The sequence below is a fragment of the Haloimpatiens myeolchijeotgali genome (assembly GCF_042688525.2).
Classification (GTDB): domain Bacteria; phylum Bacillota; class Clostridia; order Clostridiales; family Clostridiaceae; genus Haloimpatiens.
Genome location: NZ_JBHWAB010000001.1, coordinates 489648 through 506477, shown reverse-complemented (window position 1 = coordinate 506477; position 16830 = coordinate 489648). Strand labels below are relative to the sequence as shown.

The 16830-nt window shown below is 28.3% G+C and carries 13 protein-coding genes; 1 reads left to right on the top strand and 12 read right to left on the bottom strand.

From position 1 onward, the window contains the following. Positions 1-90 precede the first annotated feature (90 nt). The 10 genes from hisC to uvrB all read right to left on the bottom strand — a co-directional run bounded on the left by hisC (position 91) and on the right by uvrB (position 13552). Complete coding sequence (gene hisC, locus ACFIJ5_RS02590) at positions 91-1176, bottom strand: histidinol-phosphate transaminase (protein WP_379803425.1); 1086 nt, start codon at positions 1174-1176, stop codon at positions 91-93. A gap of 115 nt (positions 1177-1291) precedes the next feature. Further along, positions 1292-2218: a UDP-N-acetylmuramate dehydrogenase gene (gene murB / locus ACFIJ5_RS02585; RefSeq protein ID WP_379803422.1), complete on the bottom strand. Its 927-nt coding sequence runs from the start codon at positions 2216-2218 to the stop codon at positions 1292-1294. A gap of 62 nt (positions 2219-2280) precedes the next feature. Beyond that, positions 2281-3015, bottom strand: coding sequence for a phosphatase (locus tag ACFIJ5_RS02580; RefSeq protein ID WP_379803419.1), 735 nt, complete (start codon positions 3013-3015; stop codon positions 2281-2283). 21 nt (positions 3016-3036) lie between these two features. After that, positions 3037-4917 carry an excinuclease ABC subunit UvrC gene (gene uvrC, locus ACFIJ5_RS02575; protein ID WP_379803416.1) on the bottom strand — a complete coding sequence of 627 codons (1881 nt, stop codon included), beginning with the start codon at positions 4915-4917 and terminating at the stop codon, positions 3037-3039. Positions 4918-4957: 40 nt separating this feature from the next. After that, positions 4958-5560, bottom strand: a complete 603-nt coding sequence (locus ACFIJ5_RS02570) for a metal-dependent hydrolase (RefSeq protein ID WP_379803413.1) — start codon at positions 5558-5560, stop codon at positions 4958-4960. Between the two features lie 24 nt (positions 5561-5584). Beyond that, a complete protein-coding gene (locus ACFIJ5_RS02565; RefSeq protein WP_379803410.1) occupies positions 5585-7009 on the bottom strand; it encodes a peptidoglycan D,D-transpeptidase FtsI family protein in 1425 nt (474 codons plus the stop codon). Position 7010: 1 nt separating this feature from the next. Continuing rightward, entirely contained in the window at positions 7011-8156 is a 1146-nt protein-coding gene (locus tag ACFIJ5_RS02560) for an FtsW/RodA/SpoVE family cell cycle protein (RefSeq protein ID WP_379809512.1), read from the bottom strand. A gap of 78 nt (positions 8157-8234) precedes the next feature. Then, positions 8235-8678 carry an FHA domain-containing protein gene (locus tag ACFIJ5_RS02555; protein WP_379803407.1) on the bottom strand — a complete coding sequence of 148 codons (444 nt, stop codon included), beginning with the start codon at positions 8676-8678 and terminating at the stop codon, positions 8235-8237. 57 nt (positions 8679-8735) lie between these two features. Further along, positions 8736-11558, bottom strand: a complete 2823-nt coding sequence (gene uvrA / locus ACFIJ5_RS02550) for an excinuclease ABC subunit UvrA (RefSeq protein ID WP_379803404.1) — start codon at positions 11556-11558, stop codon at positions 8736-8738. 8 nt (positions 11559-11566) lie between these two features. Next, positions 11567-13552, bottom strand: a complete 1986-nt coding sequence (uvrB, locus tag ACFIJ5_RS02545; RefSeq protein ID WP_379803401.1) for an excinuclease ABC subunit UvrB — start codon at positions 13550-13552, stop codon at positions 11567-11569. 495 nt (positions 13553-14047) lie between these two features. Here uvrB and ACFIJ5_RS02540 point away from each other — a divergent pair, with 495 nt between their 5' ends. Further along, entirely contained in the window at positions 14048-14236 is a 189-nt protein-coding gene (locus ACFIJ5_RS02540) for a hypothetical protein (protein ID WP_379803399.1), read from the top strand. A 37-nt stretch (positions 14237-14273) separates the two neighbouring features. Here ACFIJ5_RS02540 and ACFIJ5_RS02535 read toward each other — a convergent pair whose 3' ends face one another. Together ACFIJ5_RS02535 and ACFIJ5_RS02530 are read right to left on the bottom strand one after the other, a co-directional pair. Beyond that, positions 14274-15560, bottom strand: a complete 1287-nt coding sequence (locus tag ACFIJ5_RS02535) for a PDZ domain-containing protein (RefSeq protein WP_379803397.1) — start codon at positions 15558-15560, stop codon at positions 14274-14276. A 22-nt stretch (positions 15561-15582) separates the two neighbouring features. Beyond that, the gene (locus ACFIJ5_RS02530; protein WP_379803395.1) at positions 15583-16764 is read right to left on the bottom strand and encodes a S41 family peptidase; all 1182 of its coding nucleotides are present in this window, start codon (positions 16762-16764) and stop codon (positions 15583-15585) included. Between the last annotated feature and the right edge of the window lie 66 nt (positions 16765-16830).

The window sequence follows — 16830 nt, the reverse complement described above, 5'->3', positions numbered from 1 at the left end:
TTTAAAATATAAAGCGATAGCTAAATTTTAGCCTTGTTAGGCTATTAAATCATGCATTAGCTATCGCTCTATTTACAAAATGCTATTTAATTATAAACTTTTTTTAAGTGCTTCTATAAATTTAACATTTTGATCCTTTGTACCTACTGTAACTCTCATCCATCCTGGCATACCTAAAAGATGTCCTGGTCTTATTATTAATCCTTGCTTTAATAATTTTTCAAATACTTGTTTATCATCAGTCTTTGTATCTACCATTATAAAATTAGCATTTGTTTTTATATATGGCAGTCCTAATTTATCAAATTCGCTGTACAAATATTCTTTTCCTTGTTTATTTACTTCATGTACTTTTTGAATAAATTTTTCGTCTTGCATAGCAGCAGCTGCAGCCTGTTGTGCAAATAAATTCACGTCAAAAGGACCTATAACTCTATTGAAATATCCTACTAATTCTTCATGTGCAATACCATACCCACATCTTAGTGAAGCAAGTCCATACGCCTTAGAAAAAGTCCTTAATATGACCATGTTTGGATGCTCTTTAAAGTAATCTAATGAATCTGGAAAATTAGAATCAGTTACATATTCTATGTATGCTTCATCCATAATCATTATTACATTCTCAGGAATTCTATTTAATATATTTTCAAATTCATTTTTAGTAAAAATAGTTCCTGTAGGATTATTAGGATTACAAAACCAAATTAACTTAGTTTTACTATTAATACTTTCAACCATTTTTTCAAGATCCAATCCGTTATCTTTCATTGGAATTTTTATTGATTTAGCTCCCATTAATTTAGTCGCAGCATCATAACGTGGAAATGTTACTTCTGGCATTACACTTTCGTCTCCAGCATTTAGAAAAGTATTACATATCATTTTTATCAACGCATCAGAACCTGTGCTTACAAATACTTCATCGTGTTTTACATTAAATTTATTAGCAATAATTTCTTTTAACTCATAATTTGAAGCATCTGGATATAGTTGACTTTCTTCAACTGTTCTTTTAATTGCTTCTTTAGCTTTTGGTGAACAACCTAATGGATTTTCATTAGATGCTAATTTTATTACTTCATCAATCCCTAATTCTCTCTTAACTTCACTTATAGGCTTCCCTGCCTTATACACATTGAGATTTAAAATTTCTTCTCTTACATTATACTTCATAAATAATCCCCCCAAATATAAAAATTTAATTTTTAAATTATTATTTATAATAATAGTTAATGGTCTTACATTTTAATTATTAAAACATAAAAACCATTAACCATTTTATCTATACTTATCCTATTTTATCTTCTTCACCAATTATTCTAACTTCTGGTTGAAGTTGTACTCCATACTTTTGTGAAACTGAATTTTGTACTATTTTTATGAGTTCTAGTATATCCTTTGCTTTTGCATTACCTTTGTTAATAATAAATCCTGAATGTTTATTAGATACTTGAGCACCACCTACAGAACTGCCCTTCAAATTGCTATCTTCTATTAATTTAGCAGCATAATATCCATCTGGTCTTTTAAAGGTACTTCCTGCAGATGGGTATTCTAAAGGTTGCTTTTCTATCCTTCTTTTTGTTAACTCTTGTATTCTTTTATTTATTTTATCGTAGTTACCTTTGCAAAGTTTAAAAACTACCTTTAAAACTGTATATCCATACTCAAGTATTGAGCTTTTTCTATATCCTAATTCTAATTGTTCTTTTGAAAGCTCTAAAATCTGTCCTTTTTTATCTATAACTACAGCACTTTTTACAACTTGAGAAATTTCTCCATTATATGCTCCAGCATTCATAGTAACGGCTCCACCTATACTTCCAGGTATTCCACTTGCAAACTCTAATCCTGTAAGACCAAATTTGGCAGATTTTTTACTTACACTAGATAATAATGCTCCACTTTCTACTGTGAGTTCTTCTCCTTCTATTTCCATTCTATTTAGTTTAGAAGTTTTTATAATAACTCCTCTTATTCCTCCATCTTTTACAAGAAGATTAGAGCCATTTCCTATGATATAATAAGGAATTTTTTGTTTTATACAAGTTCTTATTAATTCCACAATTTGCTCACAATTTTTAGGAGTTACCAATATATCACAAGGACCTCCAACTTTAAATGATGTATGCTTTTTCATTGGTTCATCAATTAGTATGTCTTCTGGATCTATTATTAACTCTATTTTATCTCTAAAATCCTTATATTGATTCATACTCTTTCTCCTTTAAATAAAATTAAATAAGTTCATATATAGTATAATGTATATTATATATCTTAATCAAGCACTATGTCTTGTACTTTTCCTTTTGAATGTAAATAATCAATAAGCTTTCTTTCATCAGTATTCATTATTAAACTATCTTCTATACCAACTTTTTCTAACATTTCTATTGCTTCTTTAAAATCTCCTATAGATTTACAAAAATGTGAATCGCTATTTATAATTATTTTTGTTTTATACTTTTTACATAGTTCAGCAATTTTAGCACAATTATCTTTACTTCCGATCCTAGAAGTTACAAATGAACTATTATTTATTTCTATTAAAACATTTTTTTGTTTTGCCGCCTTTATAACTTCTTCTTCCCATATAGGAAAACATGGATTACCTGAATGTCCAATTATATCTACATATGGATTGTCCATAACTTTAATAAGCGCTTTAGTGTTTTCATCCTTATTTCCTGGTTTCATACAAGCATCATGTAAACTAGCAATCATTATATCTAGTTTCTTTTCATATCTCTCAGGTATATCAAGATTACCATCAAAATCCATGATATTTGCTTCACACCCTTTTAATATTATAACCCCATTAACTTTTCTAGGTAATACCTTTAGATTACCAAAATAAAATATATTTGGACCTCCTGGCATAGCTGGTCCATGCTCTGTAGTACCTAAAATTTTTAATCCTTTTTTAGCTGCCTCATTGATATTCTCCATTAATGTACTATATGCATGACCACTAACTATAGTATGAGTATGTGTATCTAATATATTTTTCATCATCAGCACTCCCTTTATTTTTTAATTCTTATTATTTTTAAAATACTGCATTATGCTTTCACTAGCCTTAGCATTCATAGAAGGAGTACTTACTAATTCATGATATGAAGCCTTTTTTATATTATCAATACTTGAAAATTTCTTCAATAGCTCTTTTCTTCTAGTTGAGCCTATATAAGGTACTTCTTCCAAGACAGAATGCAGTACTCTTTTCTCTCTTAAACTCCTGTGATAAGTAATCGCAAATCTATGAACTTCATCTTGTATTCTAGTTATTAACTTCATCACTTTTGAGCTTTTATCTATAAAAATTTCTTCATAATTATATATTATGCCTCTGGTACGGTGTTTGTCATCTTTAACCATACCACAAACTGGAATATTTAAATTATATTTTTTCATAACCTGTAAAGCTACATTTACCTGTCCTATTCCACCATCCATCAAAATGAGGTCAGGGAAAATACAAAACTTTCCTTTACTGTAATTCAAAGTTTCATCTTTTATTTTTTCTATTTCATTAAATCCTCGGGCAAATCGTCTCTCTAATATTTCTCTCATACTGTCGTAATCATTAGGACCTTCTACATTTTTTATTTTAAATCTTCTATAATCACTATTTTTAGGTTTACCACTTTCAAACACGACCATACTTCCTACTGAATCTACACCTTGAATATTAGAAATATCATAAGCTTCTATTCTTTTAGGAACATTAGTAAGATTTAATAATTTTGCTAATTCATTTAAAATATTCTTATTCATTTCCTTATCCATAATATACTTTAATTTAAATTGTTCCAATGTTATTTTAGCATTTTTTTCTACCATATTCAGTAATTTTAGCTTATCTCCTTTTTTAGGTATCTTAATACTCACTTTTGCTCTCTTTTTCATAGTAAGCCATTCTTGCAGTAGTTCACATTCATTTAATGTTGTCACATAAATAGTCTTAGGTATAAAAGCTGTCCCACCATAAAATTCTTTTATAAAATTACTTATAAGATCTTGTTTTTTATATTCTCCTACATTCTCTAAAATAAAATGCTCTCTTCCTATTACTTTACCACTTCTTACAAAAAAAATCTGAATACAACTGTCTTTTTCATCTATATATATATTAATATAATCTTCATTTTCGAAATTACCAAATATTATCTTCTGTTTTTCACATATCTTATCTACTGCTATTATTTTATCTCGAAAACCAGCAGCCTTCTCAAATTCTAAATTTTTAGATGCTTCATTCATTTTCTCTATTAAAATCTTCTTTGTACTTTTATCTTTACCACATAATAAATCAATTATATTTTTTACAATATTATTATACTCTTCTTTTGATATGTACCCACAACAAGGTGCCTTACATAAACCAATATGATAATTCAAACAAGGAGTTGACTTTTTTTTATTCATTAAACTATTATCTTTTATATTTTTTTTGCAAGTTCTAAGTGGAAAAATTTTCTTAACAAGTTCAATTATTTCTCTTACTGGAGAATATTCCGGATACGGTCCAAAATATTTGGCTCCATCATTAACCTTATTTCTAGAGACAAAAACTCTTGGAAAATCTTCGTTTAAAGTTATTTTAATAAAAGGATATCCTTTATCATCTTTAAGTAAAATATTATACTTTGGTCTATACTTCTTTATAAGATTACATTCCAATATTAATGCTTCTATTTCAGAATCTGTTATTATGTATTCAAATTCTGCTATGTTCTTTACCATTTGTTTTACTTTTTCAGAATGATTTTTAGAATTTTGAAAGTACTGTCTAACCCTATTTTTTAATACTTTTGCTTTTCCTACATATATGACAGCTCCTAATGAATTTTTCATTATATAAACCCCTGGTCTATGTGGAAGTGCCTTCAAATGATACTCAAAATCAAACATAGATACACCCCTTGAAAATTTATTGTATATCATAATAAATCTATAATATTGCTGGTAATCTATAAATTATGTACATAAGTCCTACAACCATTATGAATTCTTCTATATACATTCCTTTCTTAGTACTTGTAGAAAAATTAAATGGGAATTTATATTTTTTCTTTTCAAATGGATATAATATAGGCACCCCTCTTGAAGTAAACATATCACAAATAAGATGCATGCCATATCCAATTATAAAATAATACGGTATATTTGAAATATTATATTTTTTTCCTAAATACGATGCTATAAAATTAAATGCTATTAATCCTACTAAACTATGAGTAATCCCTTCTCTATGAGAAGAAAATGCAATCATTATCAACATTATACCTAATACTTTCATCACTGGTTTATTTACATATAAATAATCTAAACATAATACAAGTATACCCAAACTGGCATAGATCGAAACTTTTGCGGATTTATTTTTAATAGGCAATATATATTTATTCAAAATTCCCTTTGGATGGTCAATATCTGGCAATAATGATGCTATAACCACTACTGCAATTCCTGTATAACTAAATTTCCCAGGCAATTTATCACATATTCCTACAAAAGTTACAATTCCAATGCCAGCATGAGTTCTTCCTGTCATATTTATCTCCTTTTTACTACAAATTTAGTGTACCGCTTGTTGTATTATCTTAGACGCAATTCTAGCTGCAGTACCTCCGCCCTGTCCTCCTTCTTCAACTATTACTGCTACTGCAATTTTAGGGTCTTCATAAGGTCCAAATCCAATAAACCATGAATGTGGCCTTGATTTACCATTTTTATTATCTTTATGATCTGCCGTTCCAGTTTTTCCACATATCTTTACATTCCATACATTAGCTGCTCTTCCCGTACCACTTGTAACTACTTTTCTCATAAATTTTTTCATTATTTCAGCATTCTCTTCACTAGTAACCCTACTAATTTCACTTGATTTTACTTCTTTTATAATTTTTTTGTTATGATCAACTACTTTATTCACGAGCATAGGTTTCATCATAACTCCATTGTTAGCAATTGTAGATGCTACAAGAGCCATTTGAATAGGAGTAGCTAATACTGCACTTTGACCTATTGCACTTTGAGCAATATTTCCTTTCTCATAGTCTTTGTATTGTGGAAATTTACTATTATCTATAGTTATTCCATCACTAGGAATATCTTTATTAAAATAAAATTTTTCCGCTGTTTTCTTTAACTTATCATTACCAAGTTCTATTCCTAAACTTCCAAAAACTACGTTACTAGAATGAACATATGCTTTTTCAAAATTAACATTCCCTAAAACTTCTCCGTTGTAATTACTTAAGCTTTCACTCTTATTAAATACTAATTTACCTCTATCTTTAAAATTTCTAGTCATAATATTATCTATATTTTCTAATGCACTTACTGCAGTAACAGTTTTAAATATAGAACCTGGTGGATACATTCCAGAAACTGCTCTATTTAATAGTGGAACATCTTTATTCTTTGTTATTTCACTCCACTGTTCTTCTATTTTGTTAGGATTAAAAGTTGGTTTAGATACCATAGCTAAAATTTCTCCTGTTTTAGGATTTAAAGCTACAACTGCACCCTTTTTATCTCCTAAAAAATCAAAAGCTTTTTTTTGAAGATTATAATCTAATGTAGTAACCAAATCATATCCTCTTTTTTCATTTTTACTTTTTGTTAAATTAAAAACACTTGAAAAATCCACACTATTAAGTGCCATTAACTCTTTGTCGTATTTATTCTCAAGTCCTGTTAATCCATATTTTTCATTTTCATATCCAATTGCATGTGCAAATAAACTGCCATACAAATATTCTCTTTTTTGCTTATTTTCCTCTACTCTCTTACTTTGTGCTATAGGTTTCATATTTTTATCATAAATTGTACCTCTCAATATAGCATTTCTTTTTGCCCATAATCTCTGATTATCTTGTCTATTTACTATTTTGGGCCCTACAAATATTTCAAAATACGTTATATATACTATTACTCCAACAAAAAAAATAAGAAAAATAAACATAACCTTTTTTATATTTCCAGAGATGTCTTTCATATTAATTTCCCTCCTCAGAAATTTTTTGCAATATACCTAAGGAAAAGAACGTTATAATCATAGAACTTCCACCATAACTTACAAGTGGTAAAGTTATCCCCGTAAGAGGTATAATATTCATAACTCCTCCTACTATTACTAATACTTGAGAGGCAATCATAGAACTATACCCTATAGCAATAAGTCTTGAAAAATTATCCTCTGCACGAATAGAAGCTCTTGTACACCTGTAAAATAAAATAAAGTACAAAATCATAATCGCCATTCCTGTTAAAGTTCCCAATTCTTCACAAATAGCAGCAAAAATAAAATCTGATTCCCGTACAGGTACAAACTTGGGATAGCCTAATCCTAATCCTGATCCGAACAATCCTCCACTAGCTATAGCTATGAGTGATTGTACTACTTGATAAGACTCATTAGCAGCATATTTCCAAGGATCTTTCCATATCATAAACCTAAGTCTTACATGCCCAAATAACTTATAACTTATAAAACTTCCTACTATAAATAATAAAACACAAACTAAAATATACTTAACTTTAGAAGTAGCTATATAAAGCATAGTAATTGATATACCGAAAAATATTAAAGCAGAACCTAAATCTCTTTGAAACACCATAAACCCTAAAGAAATCATAACCACTATAGCTGGTTCTATTAAATCTTTAAAATTTTCATATTTTTTAAGTGCTGAGGCTAAATATGCAACTAAAAACAGTTTAGCAAATTCAGATGGTTGAAATTTATAACCTAATATTGAAATCCAGTTTCTTGCTCCGTAAAGCTCTTTACCAAAGATAGTTCCTAGTGACATTAAAATTATTGTACATACTAAATAAACATATCTGTATTTATCAAATCTTTTAAGATCTGGAAGCAGCACTACAATTAAAATAAACCCTGCTACTCCAACTGAAAACCAAATTAACTGCTTTATTGCAATAGTAACATTTAACCTATATAAAACTGCTATTCCTATTACAGATAATATATCAGAAATAAGTAAAATATATTTATCACCATCTGGAAAAAATCTTCTAATAACAAAATGTGCATATCCTATAAGCAAACATAACAAAACTGCCATAATTAGTGCACCTTTATCAAAAGGTTTTTTAATCAAAAATAAATCGAAAAAAAACATTAAACATAAAAGATATGTATATCTTAAAAGTTTTTTCTCGTCTTTTAAATATCCCACTCAAAAGACCTCCTAATTTCTTTATCCAATCATCTTAAATGTTGATTTTCCTACTTGAATAATATCACCTGGTGATAGATAAACTTCTCCATTTATCTTTTCATCATTGATAAAAGTTCCATTAGTACTATTTAAATCTTGCAGTACACAATTATTATTCTTTACACCAATTCTAGCATGGTAAGATGATACATAGTTATCATATAAAATAAGAAAATTATCTTCTTTTCTTCCAATAGTTATAACACTGCTTATAGGTACTACACTTCCTACTTTAAAGTTAGAATTTCCCTCTATCTGTAGTATTTCTAATCCATATTTTTTTCTTTTTTTTCTTCTCTTTTTACCAGAATTTTTAATATCTTTATACATAATTTTCAGTATTAATGCTATTATAATGTAAATAACAACAATAATAATAATGGTAAAAATTTTAGAAATAAAACTTAATTTATTTAAATCCATACTTTCACCTTCTTCACATAAAATGCAATAGACTAGTTAATACTAGCCTATTGTAAATTATAACATCTTTTTTAGATAATGTCCTGTGTAGGAATCAATATTTTGGGCTACTTTTTGTGGAGTTCCAGTGACAATAATATTACCACCTTTTTCTCCTCCTTCTGGTCCTAAATCAATTATATTATCAGCACATTTTATCACATCTAAATTATGCTCAATTACCACAACAGTATTTCCATTATCTACTAATTTCTGTAATATTTTTATGAGTTTATTTACATCATCTATATGTAATCCTGTTGTTGGTTCATCTAAAATATATAAAGTTCTTCCTGTACTTCTCTTTGAAAGTTCATATGCAAGTTTTATTCTTTGAGCTTCACCTCCTGAAAGTTGAGTTGATGGTTGACCTAATTTAATATATCCAAGACCAACATCCATTAAGGTTTGAAGCTTATTTTTTATTCTAGGTATATTTTGAAAGAACTCTAATGCTTCTTCAACAGTCATATTTAAAATTTCATTGATATTTTTACCTTTATACTTTACTTCTAATGTTTCTCTATTATATCTTTTACCCTTACATACTTCACAAGGTACATATACATCAGATAAGAATTGCATTTCTATCTTTATTATTCCATCACCTCTACAAGCTTCACATCGTCCACCCTTTACATTAAAACTAAATCTTCCTGGTTTATATCCCCTCATTTTAGCTTCTGGTGTTTCAGAAAAGACTTGTCTTATTACATCAAATACTCCAGTATATGTAGCAGGATTAGATCGAGGTGTTCTTCCTATAGGACTTTGATTTATGTTTATTATTTTATCTATATTTTCTATACCTTCTATAGATTTATGTAGTCCAGGGTTTTTCTTACTGTTATTTAATTCTTTATTTACTCCTTTATATAAAATTTCATTTACAAGAGTACTTTTTCCTGAACCAGAAACTCCCGTTACACATGTAAAAATACCTAATGGAAATTTTACATTTATATTTTTTAAATTATTTTGTTTTGCACCATTAACTTTAATAAATTTACCATTTGATTTTCTTCTTTGTTTTGGTACTTCTATTTTTTTAACTCCTGTCAAATATTGTCCTGTAATTGAATTCTTACATTCTTTTATATAATCAACATTTCCTGCTGCTACTATTTCTCCTCCATGTTCTCCTGCCTTAGGACCAATATCAACTATATAATCTGCTTGTCTCATTGTATCTTCATCATGCTCTACTACAATTAAAGTATTACCTATATCTCTTAAGTGCTTCAATGTACGTATTAGTCTATCATTATCTCTTTGATGAAGGCCTATACTTGGTTCATCTAAAATATATAATACTCCAACTAAACTAGAACCTATTTGTGTAGCTAATCTTATCCTCTGAGATTCTCCTCCAGATAATGTACCTGCAGCTCTACCCAAATTTAAATAATCAAGTCCTACATCTATTAAAAACTTTAATCTACTTTTTATCTCCTTAAGTATCTGATCAGAAATTATTTTATCTTTTTCTGAAAGCTCTAATCTATCTAAAAAATCTACTTCATCCCTTATTGACATTTCACAAAAATTGAATATATTTTTTTCCCCTACAGTAACAGCTAATGCCTCCGGTTTTAATCTTGCTCCTTTACACTTTGGGCAAAAACTATTACTCATATACTCTTCTATTTCTCTCTTAATATAATCTGATGAAGTTTCTACATATCTTCGTTTTAAATTATTTATTACTCCTTCAAAAGTATGATTAAAAACCCCTTCTTTATCTTCTTTCTTAAAATGAACTTTAACCTTCTTACCATTAGTACCATAAAGAAGCACATTAACAACTTCCTTATCTAATTTTTTTATAGGAGTATCTAATGAAAACTTATATTCCTTACTTAATGCTTTTAATATAGAATGTGTCCATGAATCTTCTTTAAGGCTATTACTTCCAAATGAAACTATAGCTCCCTCCAGGATACTTTTGCTTTTATCTGGAATTATTAAATTTTCGTCTATCTCCATCAAAGTTCCAAGTCCATCACATCTATCACATTTTCCAAAAGGAGAATTAAAAGAAAATGTTCTTGGTTCTAAATCTCCGATACTAATTCCGCATTCAGGACATGCAAACTTTTCACTAAATAAAATATCTTCTTTATCTACTACATTTACAATAATAGTTCCTTCTGATATTTTTAGTGCTGTTTCAATAGAATCTGAAATTCTACTTTCAGATCCAGGTTTCACTATTATTCTATCAATAACTATATCTATATTATGTTTCTTATTTTTATCAAGTTTTATCTCTTCTTCTAATAATTCAAAAATTTCTCCATCTATTCGCGTTCTAACATATCCTTCTCTCTTTATTCTATCTATTACTTTAGTATGCTGCCCTTTTCTTCCTTTAACTATAGGTGCTAAAATTTGAATTTTAGTTCTTTCTGGCATTTGCATTATTTTATCAACCATTTGATCTACTGTCTGCTGCTTAATCTCCTTACCACATTTTGGACAATGAGGTACTCCTATTCGTGCATATAGTAATCTTAAATAATCATAAATTTCTGTAACTGTCCCTACTGTAGAACGTGGGTTTCTACTTGTAGTTTTTTGATCTATAGAAATAGCTGGTGATAATCCATCTATATATTCAACATCTGGTTTATTCATCTGTCCTAAAAATTGTCTTGCATAAGCAGATAGTGACTCCACATACCTTCTTTGCCCTTCTGCATATAATGTGTCAAAAGCTAAAGAAGATTTTCCAGAACCAGATAATCCAGTAAATACTATAAACTTATCTCTTGGGAGTTCTAAATCCACATTCTTTAGATTATGTACTTTTGCTCCTTTAATAAAAATCTTATTTTTCATAATTCACCTCATCTAATTACTTTTCTTTTTTTAAGTTTAATTATTTTATCCCTCAATTCTGCTGCTCTCTCAAATTGTAAATCTTTAGCTGCCATTCTCATCTCTTCTTCATATTTGTTAATGATATCATCAATACTTTTATTACTATTTTCTACTGCTTCTTCTAAGCTTCCATATTCCTCAACTTCTTCTGCTACAGTAGTAGCTTCTATAACTTCTCTTATGTCTTTTATTATTGTTTTAGGTATTATATTATGTTCTTCATTATAGTCTATTTGTATTTCTCTTCTTCTATTTGTCTCGTCAATTGCTGACTTCATTGCCTTGGTATACCTATCAGCATACATTATGACTTCACTTTTAGCATTTCTAGCTGCTCTTCCTATTGTTTGTACTAAAGACGTTTGAGATCTTAAAAATCCCTCTTTATCTGCATCTAATATAGCAACTAAAGCTACTTCAGGAATATCCAATCCTTCTCTTAAAAGATTTATTCCGACTAAAACATCAATCTTTCCTTTTCTTAAGTCTCTTATTATCTTCATCCTTTCGATAGTATGTATATCAGAATGCATATAATTAGTCTTAACCCCCATATCTTTTAAATATTGAGTTAAATCTTCAGCCATTTTTTTAGTAAGAGTAGTTATTAATACTCTATATCCTTTTGATGTAACCTCTCTTATTTTTGAATATAAATCGTCTATTTGTCCTTGTATTGGTTTTACTAATATTTTGGGATCCAAAAGTCCTGTAGGTCGTATAATTTGTTCTGCAATATTCTTAGAATGTGTGTATTCATATTGTGACGGTGTAGCACTTACAAAAACTACTTGGTTTAATTTCTTTTCAAATTCCTCAAATTTAAGAGGTCTATTATCAAAAGCAGAAGGCAATCTAAACCCATATTCTATCAAACTAGTTTTTCTAGATTTGTCTCCACCATACATTGCTTTTATCTGAGGTAAAGTAACATGACTCTCATCTATAAACATTAAATAATCTGATGGGAAATAATCTAATAATGTCTGTGGTGGTGTTCCTTTTTCTCTTCCATCTAAGATTCGCGAATAATTTTCAATACCAGTACAATATCCCATTTCTCTAATCATTTCTATATCAAAATTTGTTCTTTGCTTTAACCTCTGTGCTTCTAAAACTTTGTTATTTTGCAATAGTTCTTTTACTCTATCTTCTAATTCTAATTCTATTTTACTTATAGATTTTTCTATCTTATCCTTAGAAGTTGCAAAATGTGACGCTGGAGATATAAATACATGTTTTCTTACTCCAATTATTTCCCCGGTAATTACATCAAATTCTCTTATACGATCTATTTCATCACCAAAAAATTCAACTCTAACAGCTTTATTAGTCCAAGATGCTGGAAATATGTCTAAAGTATCTCCTCTAACTCTAAAAGTACCTCTTATAAAATTTATCTCATTTCTCTCATATTGTATATCTACTAATCCTCTTATTATTTCATCTCTGTCTTTTTGCATTCCTTCTCTTAATGAAACTGTTAACTTTTTATATTCTTCTGGATTTCCAAGACCATATATGCAAGATACTGATGCAACTACAATAACATCTCTTCTTTCTAAAAGTGCACATGTAGCAGAATGCCTTAATTTGTCAATTTCATCGTTAATAGATGCATCTTTTTCTATGTAAGTATCTGTCTGAGGCACATAAGCCTCTGGTTGATAATAATCATAGTAAGAAACAAAATATTCTACACAATTATTAGGAAAAAATTCTTTAAATTCAGAACAAAGTTGAGCTGCTAAAGTTTTATTATGTGCTAATACTAACGTGGGTTTTTGAACTTTTTCTATTATATTAGCCATAGTAAAAGTTTTACCTGAACCTGTAACACCTAAAAGTGTTTGAAAATCATTTGCTTTATTTATTCCGTCAACTATACTTTTTATAGCCTCAGGTTGATCTCCTGTAGGTCTAAATTTAGACTGTATTTTAAATTTATTCATAAATTACACCCCATCTTTTTGTGAACGTTTGTTCGATATTTTTATTTTAACCCTACTTATATTTCATGTCAACTCTACTTTTATCTTAAATAATTAACTTTTATAAATAAAAGACAAAACTGACATTTTGAACTTTTAATTTCAATTCTCAACTACCTAAAGTACACAAAAATAAGTTCTCCTATTACAATTATGAGTATACTACTTAAAATTTAAACCATAAAAAACAACAGCAACTACATAACTTTTAAATATTCACTGTTAATGTGCTATATTATATATATCACATACCCATGTTAAAATATAGCATATTGCTATAATAATGTAGCATATACTTGTTGTTTCACAAAAAAACATATCATATATGTTGCATTTTTACATTTAAGGTGTTACAATAATCTTGTAAAACGTTTACAAATTATATTGTTTGCTTTGACATATTAACTTTTTTAATTAAATTTTATTTTTCATGATTTTCTGAGGGGGGAATCTTTTATGGGAAATATTTATCAACTTATGACAGTAGCTTCAAATTGTTCTTCATTTACATCAAATGAAAGTGATTTTATGCCAAGTATAGGCTCTTGTATGAGCAAGAATTGTTCAAAATGTACACATTGTAAAAATAACACGTGTGAATTAAATTTGTATGATGAAATGCTTTCAAGTATAGATGACAAATAGATATAAAAAAGACCTATCAAATAGGTCTTTTTTATATCTATTTTTTATTTTTTTTATGTTTTTCTAATATATCTTTAAAATCTCTATTTTCAACCCTGATAACAGATTCACTTTTAGGAATATCTTTTGGTACTAACACAACTCCTAACCCTTTGTTACTAATAAAATTACTATATTTTAATTCTTTAAATTCTCCAGTAATTTTTTTAGCCTTAAGCAGTATATAAGTAGATGCATTATTAACAGCTTCTAATATGTCCTTCTCACTATTAATTTTTTTATCATTTATATCCAAAAGTAAATCTCCACTTTTAATTCCCATTTCATAAGCTGGAGAACCAGGTGCCACTTCCAATACCCTTATTCCTTCTTCATTACTCACATATATACATTGATTTTTAACCTCAAAATACTTTTGAATAAAAATCATAGCTTCATGTCCTAAAGGTGCAAAAATTAATAATAATATCTTAAAAACAATATTTAACCTTGCTAATTGTGCCATACTAAATAGCGCTATAGAATATATAATTATTGATATACCAGAAGAAAAAACTTTCTTTTCTTTTGTCTTTGTAAATGTAATTGACTCATAACCTATTACACCATAAAATGTCAATGCTCCTAACATAATATTTGCAGCTAAATTAATTGGCAAAGTTGGTTCTAATATGTGAAGCCAATTTTGTACATTTAATGCTTTAGACATCATAGCTGTGCTACTATTTTGTATTATAAAAAGTAATGATATAGGTAAAATCCAATATCTTTTTAGAGCAAATCCACCTGAAATTTTACCTCCCTTATTTGTAAAAACAGGTATTGCCCCTCTTGTTCCATCTAGCATAACCATTATACCTTCAACAAAATGAATTATGGCTACTAATGACATAAGCGCTACTGGATCGATCTTTAAAAAATCTAAAGAAGGTGTATTTAACATAATTGATAATTGATTTAAAAATATACTTATTAATCCTAATGCTGCTCCAGAATAAGAAAAACAAATAAACCTAGGATTTATAAATACAAATAATATTGAAATCAAAAATATTAAATCTATCATTGAATCTTCATGAAACACTATGCCTAAATAAGTTAACAATAAACTAGCTACCACTGCTCCAAATATCCCTATGACAATTTGAGAAATAGTTAATTCTAACGGAGAATTTAACCTTTTACCTACTATCATCTTTTGCATCAATGTTGTTTTTACATTTTGTTTATAAAATATTATTCCCAAAATAACTAATATCACTAAATAAGTAGGTTGTATTAAAGCATTGGCCACAGATCGTAATGTATATAACGTACTAAACACTTTTACCCCCTCTATTCTACTATCACTTAAGTTTATCTTTGATTATTTGTAGTGCTTTATTAAATTGAGGATCTTTTTCCCTATCATAAATTTGTTCTTTTAATTTTTCAGGATATTTTACTTCCACATCTGGCTTAATACCTATATGATGTATATTTTTACCACTTGGTGTATAATATTTAGCTATTGTTACTTTTAATGCAGTATTATCTTTAGTATCTAACATTGTTTGAACTACACCTTTTCCAAAAGTTTTTTCACCTACTAATGTACCAATTTTATAATCTTTTACTGCTCCAGATACTATTTCAGAAGCACTTGCAGTTCCACCATTTGTTAAAACTACTAAAGGCATTTTTATAGCCATTCCGCCTTCAGATGTATATTCTATCTTTCTTTTATTTTTATCAACAGTAGATACTATGACTGCTTTCTTAGGAATAAAGTTCGAAGCAACTTCTACGCAAGTTTTTAAAGATCCACCTGGATTTCCTCTTAAATCTAAAATTAACCCTTTCATACCTTTATCTTTTAATTCTTTTAATTTTTCATTAAAATCTTTACTTGTATTTTCATCAAACATAGAAATTTGCATATATCCTGTTTTCTTATCTAACATTTCACCTTTTACATTTACAAGCTCTACCTTATCTGCTTTTAATGTAACATTAAACTCGCCTTTATTTTTTCTATACAATGTTAACTTAACTTCTCTACCTATTTTACCCTTCATCATTGAGATAGCCTTTTCTAATTCCTTGCCTGTTATAGCTACTCCATTTACTTTCTCAATTATATCTCCATTCATTATACCTGCTTTTTTTGCCGGAGATTTATCAAATGCTGAAATTATAACCACGTTATTATCCTTAACTCCTACTTGTATTCCTATTCCTACATAACTATGATCTCCTTCTATTTCGCTACTAAATTCCTTATATTCTTTTTTATTCATAAACACAGTATAAGGATCTTTAAGTGATGCAGTCATTCCTTTAATTGCTCCTTCTACAAGCGTATCATCATTTATGTTACCATCATAGTATTTATACAACTTATCTCTTATGTAAAACAATTTACTAAATTTAGCTACTTCACTATCGCTGGGAATTGACACTAAACTACTAAATGCAAACGCAGTAAATACATTTGTTATTATTAATAATACTACTGTCCACGTTAACCACTTCTTTTTATTTGTCATCCACATACACCTCTTAATCTTTTACATTTTCTTATATATTCTATTCATATTATTAGTTAATATTAG

Excerpts from the sequence above, each read along its gene's own strand:
- uvrB (WP_379803401.1), bottom strand. The coding sequence starts at position 13,552 with ATGAATAAATTTAAAATACAGTCTAAATTTAGACCTACAGGAGATCAA.
- uvrA (WP_379803404.1), bottom strand. The coding sequence starts at position 11,558 with ATGAAAAATAAGATTTTTATTAAAGGAGCAAAAGTACATAATCTAAAG.
- ACFIJ5_RS02530 (WP_379803395.1), bottom strand. The coding sequence starts at position 16,764 with ATGACAAATAAAAAGAAGTGGTTAACGTGGACAGTAGTATTATTAATA.
- ACFIJ5_RS02580 (WP_379803419.1), bottom strand. The coding sequence starts at position 3,015 with ATGAAAAATATATTAGATACACATACTCATACTATAGTTAGTGGTCAT.
- ACFIJ5_RS02540 (WP_379803399.1), top strand. The coding sequence starts at position 14,048 with ATGGGAAATATTTATCAACTTATGACAGTAGCTTCAAATTGTTCTTCA.
- ACFIJ5_RS02570 (WP_379803413.1), bottom strand. The coding sequence starts at position 5,560 with ATGACAGGAAGAACTCATGCTGGCATTGGAATTGTAACTTTTGTAGGA.
- uvrC (WP_379803416.1), bottom strand. The coding sequence starts at position 4,917 with ATGTTTGATTTTGAGTATCATTTGAAGGCACTTCCACATAGACCAGGG.
- ACFIJ5_RS02555 (WP_379803407.1), bottom strand. The coding sequence starts at position 8,678 with ATGGATTTAAATAAATTAAGTTTTATTTCTAAAATTTTTACCATTATT.
- murB (WP_379803422.1), bottom strand. The coding sequence starts at position 2,218 with ATGAATCAATATAAGGATTTTAGAGATAAAATAGAGTTAATAATAGAT.
- hisC (WP_379803425.1), bottom strand. The coding sequence starts at position 1,176 with ATGAAGTATAATGTAAGAGAAGAAATTTTAAATCTCAATGTGTATAAG.
- ACFIJ5_RS02565 (WP_379803410.1), bottom strand. The coding sequence starts at position 7,009 with ATGAAAGACATCTCTGGAAATATAAAAAAGGTTATGTTTATTTTTCTT.
- ACFIJ5_RS02560 (WP_379809512.1), bottom strand. The coding sequence starts at position 8,156 with ATGTTTTTTTTCGATTTATTTTTGATTAAAAAACCTTTTGATAAAGGT.